Origin of the sequence: Microbacterium sp. BK668 (genome assembly GCF_004362195.1) — a bacterium.
Lineage (GTDB): Bacteria > Actinomycetota > Actinomycetes > Actinomycetales > Microbacteriaceae > Microbacterium.
This window is the reverse complement of the sequence record NZ_SNWG01000001.1, coordinates 1,704,767-1,718,514: the sequence shown is the minus strand read 5'-3', so window position 1 is coordinate 1,718,514 and position 13,748 is coordinate 1,704,767. Positions and strand designations below refer to the sequence as shown.

General features: G+C 73.9%; 15 protein-coding genes and 1 pseudogene. 9 read left to right on the top strand and 7 right to left on the bottom strand.

What is annotated here, in order from left to right; genetic code table 11:
- Positions 1 to 32 precede the first annotated feature (32 nt).
- From cydD to EV279_RS07515, 3 genes are all read left to right on the top strand, one after another.
- Positions 33 to 1,775 (top strand): thiol reductant ABC exporter subunit CydD, encoded by a 1,743-nt coding sequence (gene cydD / locus EV279_RS07525; protein WP_133542234.1) that lies wholly within the window; start codon positions 33 to 35, stop codon positions 1,773 to 1,775.
- Positions 1,776 to 1,918: 143 nt separating this feature from the next.
- Complete coding sequence (cydC, locus tag EV279_RS07520) at positions 1,919 to 3,589, top strand: thiol reductant ABC exporter subunit CydC (RefSeq protein ID WP_133544738.1); 1,671 nt, start codon at positions 1,919 to 1,921, stop codon at positions 3,587 to 3,589.
- Between the two features lie 279 nt (positions 3,590 to 3,868).
- Positions 3,869 to 4,414 (top strand): GNAT family N-acetyltransferase, encoded by a 546-nt coding sequence (locus EV279_RS07515; protein ID WP_133542233.1) that lies wholly within the window; start codon positions 3,869 to 3,871, stop codon positions 4,412 to 4,414.
- On the opposite strand, the gene EV279_RS07510 is transcribed toward EV279_RS07515, so the two are convergent.
- From EV279_RS07510 to EV279_RS07490, 5 genes are all read right to left on the bottom strand, one after another.
- Positions 4,411 to 5,007 carry a GNAT family N-acetyltransferase gene (locus tag EV279_RS07510; protein WP_133542231.1) on the bottom strand — a complete coding sequence of 199 codons (597 nt, stop codon included), beginning with the start codon at positions 5,005 to 5,007 and terminating at the stop codon, positions 4,411 to 4,413. The genes EV279_RS07515 and EV279_RS07510 overlap by 4 nt on opposite strands.
- 121 nt (positions 5,008 to 5,128) lie before the next feature.
- Positions 5,129 to 6,262 (bottom strand): ABC transporter ATP-binding protein, encoded by a 1,134-nt coding sequence (locus EV279_RS07505; RefSeq protein WP_133542229.1) that lies wholly within the window; start codon positions 6,260 to 6,262, stop codon positions 5,129 to 5,131.
- The gene (locus tag EV279_RS07500; protein WP_133542227.1) at positions 6,259 to 7,062 is read right to left on the bottom strand and encodes an ABC transporter permease; all 804 of its coding nucleotides are present in this window, start codon (positions 7,060 to 7,062) and stop codon (positions 6,259 to 6,261) included. Before EV279_RS07500 ends, EV279_RS07505 begins: the two co-directional genes overlap by 4 nt.
- On the bottom strand, positions 7,059 to 7,808 hold the full coding sequence (modA, locus tag EV279_RS07495) for a molybdate ABC transporter substrate-binding protein (protein WP_133542225.1): 750 nt from the start codon (positions 7,806 to 7,808) through the stop codon (positions 7,059 to 7,061). The genes EV279_RS07500 and modA overlap by 4 nt, the downstream gene beginning before the upstream one ends.
- A 44-nt stretch (positions 7,809 to 7,852) precedes the next feature.
- Positions 7,853 to 8,251 carry a TOBE domain-containing protein gene (locus tag EV279_RS07490; protein WP_133542223.1) on the bottom strand — a complete coding sequence of 133 codons (399 nt, stop codon included), beginning with the start codon at positions 8,249 to 8,251 and terminating at the stop codon, positions 7,853 to 7,855.
- Positions 8,252 to 8,351: 100 nt separating this feature from the next.
- Here EV279_RS07490 and EV279_RS07485 point away from each other — a divergent pair, with 100 nt between their 5' ends.
- The 6 genes and pseudogenes from EV279_RS07485 to EV279_RS07460 all read left to right on the top strand — a co-directional run bounded on the left by EV279_RS07485 (position 8,352) and on the right by EV279_RS07460 (position 12,576).
- Positions 8,352 to 9,455 carry a ThiF family adenylyltransferase gene (locus EV279_RS07485; RefSeq protein ID WP_133542221.1) on the top strand — a complete coding sequence of 368 codons (1,104 nt, stop codon included), beginning with the start codon at positions 8,352 to 8,354 and terminating at the stop codon, positions 9,453 to 9,455.
- Positions 9,452 to 10,705 (top strand): gephyrin-like molybdotransferase Glp, encoded by a 1,254-nt coding sequence (glp, locus tag EV279_RS07480; protein ID WP_133542219.1) that lies wholly within the window; start codon positions 9,452 to 9,454, stop codon positions 10,703 to 10,705. The genes EV279_RS07485 and glp overlap by 4 nt, the downstream gene beginning before the upstream one ends.
- Positions 10,702 to 11,172 (top strand): annotated as a pseudogene (gene moaC / locus EV279_RS07475) (cyclic pyranopterin monophosphate synthase MoaC); the annotation flags it as partial. The gene glp and the pseudogene moaC, both read left to right, overlap by 4 nt.
- Before the next feature lie 257 nt (positions 11,173 to 11,429).
- On the top strand, positions 11,430 to 12,077 hold the full coding sequence (locus tag EV279_RS07470; RefSeq protein WP_133542217.1) for an NTP transferase domain-containing protein: 648 nt from the start codon (positions 11,430 to 11,432) through the stop codon (positions 12,075 to 12,077).
- A complete protein-coding gene (locus EV279_RS07465; protein WP_133542215.1) occupies positions 12,074 to 12,343 on the top strand; it encodes a DUF6457 domain-containing protein in 270 nt (89 codons plus the stop codon). Before EV279_RS07470 ends, EV279_RS07465 begins: the two co-directional genes overlap by 4 nt.
- Complete coding sequence (locus EV279_RS07460) at positions 12,343 to 12,576, top strand: MoaD/ThiS family protein (RefSeq protein WP_133542213.1); 234 nt, start codon at positions 12,343 to 12,345, stop codon at positions 12,574 to 12,576. Before EV279_RS07465 ends, EV279_RS07460 begins: the two co-directional genes overlap by 1 nt.
- 226 nt (positions 12,577 to 12,802) lie before the next feature.
- Here EV279_RS07460 and EV279_RS07455 read toward each other — a convergent pair whose 3' ends face one another.
- Both EV279_RS07455 and EV279_RS07450 read right to left on the bottom strand, forming a co-directional pair.
- On the bottom strand, positions 12,803 to 13,231 hold the full coding sequence (locus EV279_RS07455) for a molybdenum cofactor biosynthesis protein MoaE (protein ID WP_133544736.1): 429 nt from the start codon (positions 13,229 to 13,231) through the stop codon (positions 12,803 to 12,805).
- 11 nt (positions 13,232 to 13,242) lie between these two features.
- The gene (locus tag EV279_RS07450; RefSeq protein ID WP_133542211.1) at positions 13,243 to 13,743 is read right to left on the bottom strand and encodes a MogA/MoaB family molybdenum cofactor biosynthesis protein; all 501 of its coding nucleotides are present in this window, start codon (positions 13,741 to 13,743) and stop codon (positions 13,243 to 13,245) included.
- Positions 13,744 to 13,748 lie beyond the last annotated feature (5 nt).

Genomic DNA, 13,748 nt, shown 5'->3' with positions numbered 1-13,748 from the left:
CGGATTCGCCGGTGGGTAGGGTCGGGAGCGGGATGAGTGAGAAGGATGCCGGGGGCCGCGCGAAGCGCACGCCCCCCGTCGATCCGCGACTGCTGAAGTACGCGTCGGCGTCGCGGGGCTTCTTCGTCGCGATCGCCGCGATCGCGACGGCCCAGACGCTCGTCATCGTCGCGGTCGCGTGGCTGCTGACCTCGGCGATCGTCGGGGCGGTGGACGGGATGCCGCTGCCCGAGCTCGCGCCGACGCTCGGCCTGCTCGTCGCCGCCGTGGCCGCCAGAGCTGTGCTGCTGTGGGCACGCGAGAGCGTCGCGGCGCGCGCCGCGGCGCGAGTGGAGGCTCAGCTGCGGGACTCGCTCGTCGGCGCGGTCGGCGCGCTCGGGCCCGAGTGGATCGGCAGGCGCAACACGGCGCAGCTGGCCGTCACGGCCGGGCGCGGCCTCGCAGCGCTCGAGGCCTACTTCGGCCGGTACCTCCCGCAGCTCGTGCAGACGATCATCGCGACGCCGATCCTCGTCGCCGTCATGTGGTGGCAGGACTGGATCTCCGGTCTCACGGTGCTGCTCACGCTGCCCCTCATCCCGATCTTCATGGTGCTGATCGGACTCGCCACGCGCGCCGTCCAGCAGCGGCAGTGGCAGACCCTCCACCACCTGGCGGCACGCTTCTCCGACACCGTGCAGGGCCTGTCGACACTGAAGGTCTTCGGCCGCCAGCACCGGGCCGCGGCATCCATCTCGTCCGTCACCGAGCAGTACCGCGCCGAGACGATGAAGGTGCTGCGCGTCTCGTTCCTCTCGGGCTTCGCGCTCGAGTTCCTCGCCTCGATCTCGGTCGCGATCGTCGCCGTCTCGATCGGGTTCCGCCTCCTCGACGGCTCGCTCGAACTCCTGGTCGGGCTCTTCGTGCTGCTCCTCGCGCCCGAGGCCTACCTGCCGCTGCGACAGGTGGGCGTGCAGTTCCACGCCGCGGCCGAGGGGGTCGCCGCGACCGACGACGTGTTCGCCGTGCTGGATGCCGCCTCCCACGCCCCGGCGACACTTCCGCCCCAGCCCCTTCCCGACTCGCTTCCGGGCGCTGACCCCAACCCGGTCCGCGAGCCGGCCGAAGGGTCGAACCACCCGGCGCGCGCGGCTTCGACGCCCGGCATCCTCACCCTCGACGCCGTCCAGGTCCGACGCGGCGAGCGCCTGCTCCCACCCGTCGACCTCATTGCCCGCCCGGGGGAGGTCGTGCTCCTGGAGGGTCCGAGCGGCTCGGGCAAGTCGAGTCTCCTCGCCGTGCTCCGCGGAGCAGCAGGTTTCGAGGGGCGGGCCGCGTACGACGGCCGGTCGCTGCGCGACCTCGCCCCGTCGACGTGGCTGGCGTGGGCAGGGCAGAGTCCTGGGCTCATGGCGGGAACCATCCGCGCGAACGTCGCGCTCGGCGACGCCACGACGGACGACGCCACCGTGCGTCGCGCGCTGGAGCTCGCGGGCGCAGGCGATCTGGAGCCGGACCACGAGCTCGGCGTCCAGGGCGCGGGGCTGTCCGGCGGACAGGCGCAGCGCGTCGCGGTCGCACGCGCCTTCCACCGCCATCTGCGCGGCCACGCCCCGGTTCTCGCCCTCGACGAGCCGAGCTCCGCCCTCGACGCCGAGACGGAGGAGCGCCTGTGGGCCTCGGTGCGCCGCCTCGCCGACTCCGGCGCGACCGTCGTCCTCGTCTCGCACCGCACCTCGGCGCGCGAGATCGCCGACACGGTCGTCCGCCTCGAGCACATCGAGGTCCCGGCATGAGCTCTCCCTCCCCGCGCCGGCCCCCCTCTCCCCGCGAAACGTCAGCTGAGCGCCGGGACAGCGGGGCGATCCCGCTGTCTCGGCGCGCGGATGCTGTCTCACAGTCGGTGGAGGCGACGACGGCCGGTGTGCTGCGGACCGCGATGCCGTCGGGCAGGCGCTTCTGGCCGGGCGCGGCATCCGCGTTCGTCTCCGAGGCATCCGCCGTCGCTCTGCTGGCGGTGAGCGCATGGCTCATCGTGCGCGCGAGCGAGCAGCCCCTCGTCATGTACATCACGGCCGCCGTGGTCGGGGTGCGGCTCTTCGCGCTCACCCGCGCGTCGTTCCGCTACCTCGATCGCCTCGCCGGCCACGACGCGGCCCTGCGCCAGCTCGCCGTCACGCGTTCCGATCTCGTGCGACGGCTCATCCCCTTCGCGCCCGACGGCGTGACGCGGTCCCGACGTGGGTCCGTCCTCGCAGCGCTGGTGGACGACGTCGACGACCTGCAGAACCTGCCCCTGCGGGTCGTGCAGCCGCTCGTCGCCTCGGCCGCCGTGGCGCTCGGCTCCGTCGTGCTCGTGGCCTTCGTCTGGTGGCCCGCCGCGCTGACGCTCCTGGCCTGCGTCCTCGTCGCCGCCGCCGCCGCGATCCTCTGGGGATGGGCGTCCGGCGCGAGGGCGGAGCGCGCGATCGCACCACTGCGCTCGCGCCTCGCCGACGCCATCGTCGATCACCTCGGCAGCCTCGATGTCCTGCTCGCGTACGGCGCCGAGACCGAAAGCCGGGCACGCATCCGCGAGGCGGACGCCGCGCTCCGGCGCGCGGTCGTGCAGCGCAGCGCCGCTCAGGCGGGAACAGCCGCGGTCGTCTCCCTCGTCGCGGGCGCCGCGTCGATCGCGGCGATCGTCGTCGCGACCCCGGCCCTCCTCGACGGCGCGCTTTCGGCCCCGGCGCTGGGCGTCGTGGTGCTCGTGCCGATGGCGGTGTTCGAGGTCTTCGGGAGCGTGCCGATGGCCGCCTCCGCGTGGCGCCAGGTGCGAGCCTCGGCGGAGCGCATCGCCGAGTCGGTCCCCGTGAAGGCACCCGCCGAGCTCGTGCCCGAGAGCGTGCCGGCGAGCGGCGTCGCGCCGGAGCTCGGTCGCGGCCTGCGACTTCGCCGCGTCTCTGCGCGGTGGCCCGGCGCGGCCGAGGCGTCCCTCACCGGCATCGACTTCGACGTGCGACCCGGCGAGCGCGTGCTCGTCGTCGGCTCGAGCGGCTCCGGCAAGACCACGCTCGCCCACGCCCTCGTGCGGTTCCTGGACGTCACGGGGAGGTACTCCATCGGAGACCGGTCGGTCGGTGACCTCGCCTCCGACGATGTGCGGCTCACGGTCGGGCTCTGCGAGCAGCAGCCGATGCTCTTCGACGAGGACATCCGCCAGAACCTGCTCTTCGCTCGCGACACGGCGACCGACGCCGAGCTGGTGTCGACGCTGGAGCGGGTCGGGCTGGGAGCGTGGCTGCGGGAGCGGGGCGGCCTGGATGCCCGGGTCGGCGAGCGAGGCGCCCTGATCTCGGGCGGCCAGGCCCAGCGCCTCGCCCTGGCGCGGGCTCTGCTGCGGCGCTTCCCGGTGCTGATCCTCGACGAGCCGACGGCGGGAGTCGACCCCGAGGCATCCGACGCCCTCCTCGGCGATCTGCTCACCGCGGTCTGGCACGATCAGGCGGTCGTGCTGATCTCGCACGTGACGGTCCCCGCCGGCCTGGTCGACCGCACCGTGCGGCTGGACCGCGGGCGCCTGGTCGCGCATTCCCGGAACGGCTCGACGGGCGGGCATCCCGGCACATGACCGATGGCGGACCGCCCACCGCCCGGTTCTGGGGCCGCGCGATGCCGAATGCCGCAAGCGAACGCGCGTCCAGGGGTTCGGTTGCGCCGTTCCGCGCCGCGCGATGCCGAATGCCGCAAGCGAACGCGCGTCCAGGGGTCCGGTTGCGCCGTTCGACGCGGCGCTATGCCGAACGCCGCAAGCGAACGCGCGTCCAGGGGTTCGGTTGCGCCGTTCGACGCAGCGCGATGCCGAACGCCGCAAGCGAACCGCTGGGCGGGACCCCGGTAGCGTCGTGTCATGACCCAGGTGGTGGTGCGCAGGGCGAGCGTCGGCGACGCCCGCGCGATCGCGACGATCCGCGTGGAGACGTGGCGCGCGGCCTATGCCGGGCTCATCGCGGCGGAGGTCCTCGACCGCTTCGACATCGACCGCGAGGCCCAGCGCCGCGCGACGCACTGGGAGGAGCGCCACGTCGACCCGCAGAGCGTCGAGCTGATCGCCGAGGTCGGCGGCGAGCCGGTCGGCTGGGCGGCGGCGGGGCCGTCGCGCGACGGCGAGACGGACGGGTGGGGCGAGGTGTACGCCATCTACACGCTGCCGGCGCACTGGTCGACCGGCGTCGGGCACGCGCTGATGACCGCGGCCGAGGACTTCCTGCGCCGGGCCGGATTCCGCCGCGCGCACCTCTGGTATCTCGACGGCAACGAGCGCGCGGCGTCCTTCTACCAGCGACACGGCTGGGTGGACGACGGCGCGACGAAGCTCGACGATCGCCTCGTTGCGGATGCGCGGGCCGCGGCCCTGCTCGAGCGGCGCCGCGTGCGCGATCTCGTCGACAGCTAGAGCGTCATGCCGAACGCCTGCACTCCCTCGTGGGAGGGCAGCGGCACGAACCCGAGGCGCGGGTAGAACGCGATGGCGCCGGTGTTGCCGGCCGAGGCGACGAGGTGCAGGCCGTGGATGCCGTGCTCGCGCAGCGCGCTGACGAGCGTCTCGACCAGCCGCCGACCCCAGCCCTGCCCCTGGAGCTCGGGCAGGAGGTCGATGTGGAGGTGTGCCGGATAGTCGTCGCCGTATGGCTCGGCGCCCGCACGGCGGGCGTAGGCGTATCGGAGCGTGCCGTCCTGCCTGTTGCGCTCCAGGTCGGGGCGCGGCCATCGCTCAGCGAATCGGGGCCACCATTCACCCGCGAACCAGTCCTCGAACGCCCGCGTGTCGGGCGCGCACACGATGTAGCCGGCGACCCGGCCGTCGTCGGCCTCGACCACGAAGGCGAACTCGGGATGGCGGGCGACATAGGGCAGGACGAAGATCTGCGCCCAGATCTCGTCGTCGTCGAAGATGCCGGTCGCGTCGCCGCCCTCGTCGGCGGTCCGCAGGCAGATATCGGCGAGCGCCGGCTCGTCGCCGCGCTGGAACGGCCGGATACGGGGCACGCGGCGAGTCTAGAGGCCGATTCGGACACCGTCCGCCCGGCCCGTCGGAACAGGGCTGGCCGGGCGAATGGAACCTTCGAGCCCGGACACCGCGCCCCGGCCGCCGGACCCGCTCCGGCGCCTATGCGGGGATGAACCGCACGTCGGCCGGATCGATCCGCAGGCGCACCGGTGCGCCCGGGACGAGCCCCGCGGCGGCGGCGCGGTCGGCGGGGAGGTCCACGGCGACTTCGGGCCCGGCCGTTCGCACCCGCACCCCCGCTGGGGTCTGCTCCAGCCGCACGATACGGCCGAGCCACTCACCGGCCGGCCGAGTGAGCGACATGGATGCCTCGAGCCGCAGCGCTCCGGTCCAGGTCGCCCCGTCGATCGGCTCGAGCCGCACCGCCGCCGGCGAGAACACCGCGGCGGTCGCCGCGCCCGCCGGGGAGCCGACGGACAGGCCGGCGGCAGGCCCGGCATCCCCCGCTTCCAGGACGAGCCCTCCGCTCGTCCATCGTCCGGACTCGACCGTGCCGACGACCCGGTTGAGCCCGGAGACCGCCGCGACGAAGCGCGATGCGGGGGTCGCGAGCACTTCCCGCACCGGACCGGACTGCGTCACGCGGCCCTCCTCCACGACCACGAGCCGATCCGCGAGCGAGATCGAGTCCACGGCGTCGTGGGTCGCCACGACCGCCGTGGTGCGGGTCGCCGCGAGCTGCTCCCGCACCATCGCCCGGATGTCGGCCGCGGTCTCGGTGTCCAGAGAGGTGAGCGGTTCGTCGAGCAGGAGCGCGGCGGGGGATGTCGCGAGGGCGCGCGCGATCGCGACGCGCTGCTGCTGGCCGCCCGACAGCTGTGCCGGCCGGCGGGCGCCCCTGCCCGCGAGGCCGACGCGCCACAGCCACTCGTCGGCCTCGGCATGCGCGACGGTCCGGTCGACACCCCGCGCGAGCGGGCCGAACGCGACGTTCTCGTGCGCCGTCAGGTGCGGGAAGAGGCGCGGATCCTGCCCGAGCAGCACGACACCGCGCTTCGACGGCGTCACGTGGGCACGCGGGCGGGGCGCGGCATCCAGCGTCCGCTCCCCCAGCCGGACGTGCCCGTCCGTCAGCGGGACGAGACCCGCGAGCGCGGCGAGAAGGGTCGACTTACCGGCGCCGCTCGGTCCCATGACGGCGACGACCTCGCCGGGCTGGGCGGCGACCGCCGCGTCGAGGGTGAAGCCGTGCCGGACGACGACGACGCGCGCATCCAGCGCCTCTCCGGTCATCGCGGCGTCTCCGGGCGCCACGCCCGCACGAGGAGCAGCACCGCGATCGCCGTGACGAGCAGGAGGAGGGAGAGAGCGACGGCGGTGCCCTGCGTGACGCCGGCGCCGTTGAACGCGGTGTAGATCGCGAGCGGCATCGTCTGCGTCACTCCTGGCGCGTTCCCCGCGAAGAGCGCCGTCGCGCCGAATTCGCCGATCGCGCGAGCGAAGCACAGGATCACACCGGCGACGAGCCCCGGCGCCGCGAGCGGAAGGGTGACGCGGCGGAGGATCGTCCAGCGTCCCGCCCCGAGAGCGGCGGCCGTCTGCTCGTAGCCGACACCGCTCGTGCGCAGCGACCCTTCGACGGCGAGGACCAGGAACGGCAGCGCGACGAACGTCTGCGCCAGCACGACAGCGGGGGTGGAGAACGGGAGACGGATGCCGAGCTCGGCGAGCATGCCGCCGAGCCAGCTGGTGCGCCCGAAGAGGAAGAGCAGGGCGATGCCGCCCACCATCGGCGGCAGCACGAGCGGCACGGTCACGAGCGCGCGCAGGACGCCGGCCAGCCCCGGCCCGCTCCGCGCGATCAGAAGGGCGAGCGGCACGCCGAGGACGACGCACGCGATCGTCGCGACCAGTCCCGTGGTGAGGGAGAGCAGCAGGGCGGATACCGCCTCGGGTGCGGTCACATCGGCCCACAGTGTCGACCAGTCGACGCGGGCGACGAGCGTTGCCAGCGGAAGCACGAGCAGGGCGAGCCCGACGACGGCGGGCACGATCAGGATCTGCGGGACGAAGCCCCCGCCTTCCCGCCTCACGGCGCGCCGAAGCCGAGACGCTTCAGCACGACGCGCCCGTCCGCGCTCCCCACGAACGCGGCGAACGCGGCGGCGGCGTCGGGGTTCGCGGCATCCCTCATCGCAGCGATCGGATAGCGGTTGACGACCTCGCCCGCTCCCTCCGGCACGAGAGCCTCGACATCGGCCCTGCCCTGCACATCGGTCGCGTACACGAGCCCGGCGTCCGCCTCGCCGGCGGCGACCTTCGCGAGAACGGCGGTGACGTTCTGCTCCGAGCTCGCCGGAGAGACGGAGAGGCCCGCCGTCGCGAGGAGCCTCTGCGATGCGGCTCCGCACGGCACCTCGGGAGCGCACAGCACCACGGTCACGCTGTCGTCGGCGAGGTCGGCGAGGTCTTCGACGCCGCCCGGGTTGCCCGCCGGAGTCGCGATGACAAGGGTGTTCGTCGCGAACAGCTCCGGATCGACAGCCAGCCCGGCGTCGGTCAGCTTCGACATGTTCGCCTCGTCCGCCGACGCGAAGACGTCGGCGGGCGCCCCCTCGAGAAGCTGCGTCGCCAGCGTGCTCGAGCCGTCGTAGACGATCGGCCGGACGTCGACTCCGGGATGCTGCCGCTCGAACTGCATCGCGAGCTCGTCGAACGCGGACTTGAGGGAGGCGGCGGCGTAGATGGTCAGCTCCCCGGACAGCTCGTCACCCCGGCCGCCCGCGGGGGTCGAGGCGACGTCCGGGACGGCGGCGCTCGGGAGGGTGCAACCCGTCATGAGCAAAGCGGCGACGGTGATCGCCCCGGCCGCGAGAGCTCGCCTCACAGCCGGCCCTTGGGCGTCTCGACGATGACGTTCGTCGCCTTGACCACCGCGACGGCGAGCGAGCCGACCTCGAGCCCCAGCTCCGCGACAGCCTCGGCGGACAGCAGCGACACGACACGGTGGGGCCCCGCCTGGATGTCGACCTGGGCCATGATCCCGTCCCGCTGCACGCGCGTCACGAGTCCGACGAAACGATTGCGGGCGCTGGAGAGCACGTCGGTCGGATCGGATGCGGCGCGCGCGAGCTCGACGGCGCGCTCGGCGAGCGCCTCCCCCGGCACCTCGATGGGCGACGACTGCCTGATGGGGAGGACTCCCTGATCGATCCAGCGTCGGACCGTGTCATCGCTCACTCCGAGCAGCCGAGCCGCTTCGGCGATCTTGTAGCCCGGCATGGAACCGACGATATCACCGCTTCTGCGGATCAATCCCGGTTGAGGTTCCGCTGCTGCGGATGCTCGAGCCCGTTGTCGGCCTCGCGGATACGCTGGTCCCATGCCTCTGCCGCCCCTGGTCGAGCCCGTCGCCGTTCTCGGTGACCTCGAGCGCGTGCGCACGGCACGGCACGCGCGGCTGGCCGGTTTCGGCGAGATCGCGCAGCGTCGCCTGGCAGCGGCCCGCGTCGCCGTGGTCGGGGCGGGCGGACTGGGATCCCCGGTCGTGCTGGCCTTGGCCGCCGCGGGGGTGGGCGAGATCGTCGTGATCGACGACGACGTGGTAGAGCTGTCCAACCTGCAGCGGCAGATCCTCCACCGCCTCGGCGACCTCGGCGCGCCCAAGGTCGACAGCGCCGTCCGCGCGGCCGGCGACCTCGCTCCGGACACGCTCGTGCGGCCGATCCGCGAGCGCCTCACGTCCTCCAGCGCTGCGCGCATCCTCGCGGACGCGCACCTCGTGATCGACGGCACCGACACCTTCGAGACGCGAGAGGCCGTGGCATCCGGCTGCGAAGAGTTGGGGGTCCCGCTCGTATGGGGCTCGGTGCAGGGGTTCGACGCGCAGGTCACGGTCTTCTGGAATCGTCCGCCGCGCGGGTTCTCCCCCGTCGTCCTCGCCGACCTGTACCCGTCGGGAAGCGTCGGCGACGTGCCGTCGTGCGCCGACGTCGGTGTGCTGGGCGCCCTGTGCATGCAGGTGGGCGCGCTCCTCGCGACCGAGGCCATCAAGCTCGTGACGGGGGTTGGTGAGACCCTGCTCGGACGCGTGCTCGTGGTGGACGGCCTTCGGGCGCGCCAGCACGAGGTGCCGCTGCGGACGTCGATGACGGATGCCACGGCTGTCCCGCCGCCGGGGGAGCCCGCGCCGGTCGTGCCCTTCGTGGGACCGGCCGCGCTGGCTGGCGCCCTCATCGTCGACGTCCGCGAAGACGCCGAGGTGCAGTCCGGCATGATCCCCGGATCCCGGCACATCCCCCTCGGCGTCCTGCTGGCCGACCCCGCGATGCTCACGGGATCTGGACGTGTGGTCATCGTGTGCCAGGTCGGCCTCCGCGCCCGGCGCGCGGCCGAAGCCCTCCGCCGCGCCGGCGTCGACGCCGAGGTGCTCGCCGGCGGCATCGACGCGTGGCGGGCGTCGACGGCCGCGCGGATGACGGCGTGAGCGCGGACGCACTCCGCGAGGTCGAGGAGCAGCAGGCGCTCATCCTCGCCCGCGTCGACGATTGCGGCGGCGTCGAGGCCACGACGGTACCCGTCCCCGCGGCCCTCGGCTTCACATCGCGCGACCCGGTCCGCGCACTCGTCGACATCCCCGTCTTCGACAACTCGGCGATGGACGGCTTCGCCGCCCGGTTCGAGGATGTCGCGGATGCCTCGCCGGAGCACCCCGCGCGTCTCGTCGTCGTCGCCGACCTTCCGGCCGGCACCTCTCTCGATCCGTCGCTCGGCCCCGGTGAGGCGGCGCGGATCATGACCGGCGCGCCGGTCCCGACCGCGGCAGACGTGATCGTGCCCTTCGAGCACACGCGGGGCGGCCTGGCCGACTCCCTCGGCGAGGTCTTGGTCGAGCGCGCTCCGACGGCCTCGCGAGCGCACGTCCGGCGCCGCGGCGAGGATGCCGTCGTCGGTGACGAGCTCCTCCCTGCCGGTGTCGAGCTCGGCGCGCTGCAGCTCGCGGCGGCGGCCGCGGCGGGAGTCGCCGAGGTCGTCGTCTCGCGGCGGCCCCGGGTCGCGGTCGTCTCGACCGGCTCCGAACTCGTCGCGCCGGGAGCGCCGCTCCGGCACGGTCAGATCCCCGAGTCCAACAGCGAGCTGCTCGTCGGCCTCGTGGGCGGCGCGGGCGGCGAGGTCGTCATGCGGCTCAGCGTCGCCGACGACGGAGACGGACCGCTGCGGGCGGTGGCCGAGGCATCCGCGCTCGGCGCCGACGCCGTCGTCTTCACGGGCGGTGTCAGCGCGGGCGCATACGAGCCGGTCAAGACCACCCTCGCCGGGATGATGGAGTTCACGAAGGTGCGGATGCAGCCCGGCAAGCCGCAGGGCTTCGGAGCGACCGACGACGGCATGCTGCTGTTCGGCCTTCCCGGGAATCCCGTCAGCGCCGCGGTCTCGTTCGAGGTGTTCGTGCGTCCCGCCCTGCTCCGCTTGCAGAAGCGGACGGTGCTGCACCGCCCGCTTCTGCGGCTCCCTGCGGCCGCCGGCTGGCGAACGCCTCCGGATCGTCGCCAGTACCTCCCCGCGGTCCTCGACCGGTCCGATCCCGCGCGGTGGACTGTCCGCCCGGCGACGGCGGGCGGCTCGGGCTCGCACCTCGCTGGAGGGCTCGGGCGCGCCGAGGCCTACGCGATCGTCGGCGCCGACGTCGACGCCGTCGCGGCCGGCGATCTCGTCGATGTCATGCTGATCACATGAGCTTTCCGCACCTCGACGACTCCGGCCGGGCGCGCATGGTCGATGTCACGGCGAAGCCGCCCACCGTCCGTGCCGCGACGGCGCGCGGCTTCGTGCGCTGCTCGCCCGACGTCGTCGCGGCGCTCCGTGACGGGACGATCCCGAAAGGCGACGTGCTCGCCGTGGCCCGCATCGCGGGGATCCAGGCGGCCAAGAGGACGCCCGACCTCCTCCCCCTCGCCCACGTCATCGGCGTTCACGGGGCGGTCGTCGACCTCGTCGTCGTCGACGGCGGAGTCGAGATCGAGGCGACCGTCCGAACCGCCGATCGGACAGGCGTCGAGATGGAGGCGCTCACGGCGGTGTCGGTGACGGCTCTCGCGGTCGTCGACATGGTGAAGGGCCTAGACAAGGCGACGTCGATCGAGAGCGTGCGCATCACGGCCAAGGAAGGCGGTCGCTCGGGCTCGTGGAGGCGTCCAGACGAGCCCGAGCCCTGGCCGAGCGCGTCCCTCGCCGCGCCCCACGGGGACCGAGGCCCCGCCGCCGAGCCCTCCGGCGGGGACGACACGCCCTCAGCCGAGCCCGGCCATCGCGACGGCCCCGCCGAGGCCGGCCGGCACGACGTCACACCCCCCGCCGAGCCCGGCCGCCACGACGTCACACCCTCCGCCGAGCCGCCCCGCGGGGACGACACGCCACCAGCCGCGTCCGGCCACGGAGGCAGCACCCTCGTCGCCGAGCCGTGACCGTGCCTGCCCCGACGTTCGGCGCCGTGCTCCTCGCGGGCGGCCGGGCGAGGCGCGTCGGCGGGGCCGTCAAACCGCTCTTCGAGGTCGGCGGACGCTCCCTCCTCGCCCGCGCGGTCGACGCCGCCCGCGGCGCCGCGGCGCGCCCGATCGTCGTGGCGGCCCCGGTGCTGGACGCGTCGCTCGACGTCAGCTGGGTCTCTGAAGAGCCTCCCTTCGGCGGTCCCGTCGCCGGGATCGTCGCCGCCTTCAGCCGTGCCGAGCTGTGGGATCCCGAGCCCGACTGGACGTTCCTCCTGGCATGCGACCTTCCCTTCGTCGGCGCCGCCGTCGAGCGGCTCAGATCCGGCATCCTCCTCCTGCCCTCCGACACCGAGGGGGTCTGCCTCACCGACCCGTCGAGTCGTCCGCAGTGGCTGACCGGCCTCTACCGGACACGTGCTCTGCGAGCAGCTGCCCGCGTGATTCCCGATCAGGGCCGGGACGCACCGGTGCGGGATCTGCTCGAGGATCTCGCGATCGCCGCGGTCGCGGCGCCCGATGATCTGACCAGCGATGTCGACACGTGGGAGGATCTCCACAGAGCCCGCGAGGTCGCGGCCCGCACCTCGCCGTCACCCGCCGCTGAGGAGGAGACACCATGACCGAGGCATCCCGAACCCTCCCGCCCGAAGCGCTCGACGCCTGGGCCCGCGCGCTCCGCGAGCGCTTCGATCTCTCCGACGGCGACGTGCCCATCGCGCTGGTCCTCGACCTCGCGCGCGAGGCAGCGAACGGCGTGGCGCGTCCAGCGGCACCCATCAGCACGTTCGTCGCGGGGCTCGTCGCCGGACGCGCGGGCGGTTCGCCCGAGGATGTCCGGTCCGCCGCCGCCGCCGTCATCGAGCTCGCCCAGGGGTGGGAGGCCTGATGGCGCGCGTCCGCTACTTCGCCGCGGCCGCGGAGGCGACCGGGCTCGAGGTCGAGGAGCGCGGCGAGCGCACCCTCGGCGACCTGCGCCGAGCCGTCTCGACCGACCACCCCGGCCTGGGCGGCATCCTGCCCCGCTGCGCCGTCCTCGTCGGCGGCGCCCGGGTCGACGACCAGACGCCTCTCGGGGCCGACGACCTCGTCGACGTGCTGCCCCCGTTCGCCGGCGGCTGAGGGGGTCGGATCCGACGTGAGGTCCCTCACCACGTCGGAGGATCGCACGCACGTCGGATCATCCGGCCCGAATCGTCCGACCGAGGCGCGATTCTCCGACCGACCCAGGCTCGCAGAGGCTCGCTGAGTCTCCATCCGTCGTACGGAGGCTCGCAGCTCCGTCCGTCGTACGGAGGCTCCCCGCGGACTCGCCGGGGGTCAGCCGCCGAGGGGCAGCCGCTGGGGGTCAGCCGCCGAGACCCTTCCACGCCGTCGTGCCGTCGGCCTCGACCTGCCGCTTCCACACCGGCAGGTCGGTCTTGATCGTCTCGATGAGCGTGCGGCACACGTCGAACGCCTCTGCGCGGTGCGACGAGGCGACGGCGATGACGACCGCGAGATCACCGACCTCGAGCCGCCCGATCCGATGGCTGACCGCGACGAGCGCTCCGGTCGTGCCGATCGCGTCCACCGCGAGGCGGTTCAGGGTCTCCTCGACGTCGGGATGCGCGGTGTATTCCAGCGCGACGACGCGGGTCGCGGCATCCGGATCGTGATCCCGCACGCGTCCGACGAACGTGGTGACGGCGCCGCACGTCGGATCCTCCACCGCCGTCACGTGGGCCGCGAGGTCGAGGGGGCGGTCGCTCACGGCGGCCAGGCGCACGGCGCTCACGCGCACGGCGCTCACGCGTGATCACCGCCCGCCAGCTGGTCGATCACGTGGCGTGCGACGGAGAGGACGACGGGGATCCCGGATGCCACGGCCTTCGGCGACCCGGGAAGGTTGACGATGAGCGCTCCCTCCGTGACACCCGGCACGGGGTCGACGACACCGGACAGACCGCGGGAGATCATGCCACCCGGGGTCTCGGCAGCGCCGAGCCGCCGGAGCTCCTCGGCGATGCCCGGCACCGGACGTCCGATGACACGCGCCGTGCCTTCCGGGGTTTCGTCCCGTGGGCCCACGCCGGTTCCGCCCATGGTGACGACGAGCCGCGCACCCCCGGCCAGCACCGCCCACAGCGCGCGCTCGACGCTGTCGGCGCCGTCGGGGACGACGATCGGCTCATCGCACGCGAAGCCGCCCTCGATGAGCCGCGAGACGGCCGCGGGGCCCGCGGCGTCCGGACGCGCGCCCGCCGCGGAGCGGTCGGAGACCGTGATGACGGCGGCGGAGTAGCTCATGCATC

Coding starts and splice junctions, on each gene's coding strand:
- cydD (WP_133542234.1), top strand. CDS start 33: ATGAGTGAGAAGGATGCCGGGGGCCGCGCGAAGCGCACGCCCCCCGTC.
- EV279_RS07485 (WP_133542221.1), top strand. CDS start 8,352: ATGCCTCTGCCGCCCCTGGTCGAGCCCGTCGCCGTTCTCGGTGACCTC.
- EV279_RS07460 (WP_133542213.1), top strand. CDS start 12,343: ATGGCGCGCGTCCGCTACTTCGCCGCGGCCGCGGAGGCGACCGGGCTC.
- EV279_RS07505 (WP_133542229.1), bottom strand. CDS start 6,262: ATGACCGGAGAGGCGCTGGATGCGCGCGTCGTCGTCGTCCGGCACGGC.
- EV279_RS07490 (WP_133542223.1), bottom strand. CDS start 8,251: ATGCCGGGCTACAAGATCGCCGAAGCGGCTCGGCTGCTCGGAGTGAGC.
- modA (WP_133542225.1), bottom strand. CDS start 7,808: ATGACGGGTTGCACCCTCCCGAGCGCCGCCGTCCCGGACGTCGCCTCG.
- EV279_RS07515 (WP_133542233.1), top strand. CDS start 3,869: ATGACCCAGGTGGTGGTGCGCAGGGCGAGCGTCGGCGACGCCCGCGCG.
- EV279_RS07450 (WP_133542211.1), bottom strand. CDS start 13,743: ATGAGCTACTCCGCCGCCGTCATCACGGTCTCCGACCGCTCCGCGGCG.
- EV279_RS07465 (WP_133542215.1), top strand. CDS start 12,074: ATGACCGAGGCATCCCGAACCCTCCCGCCCGAAGCGCTCGACGCCTGG.
- cydC (WP_133544738.1), top strand. CDS start 1,919: ATGCCGTCGGGCAGGCGCTTCTGGCCGGGCGCGGCATCCGCGTTCGTC.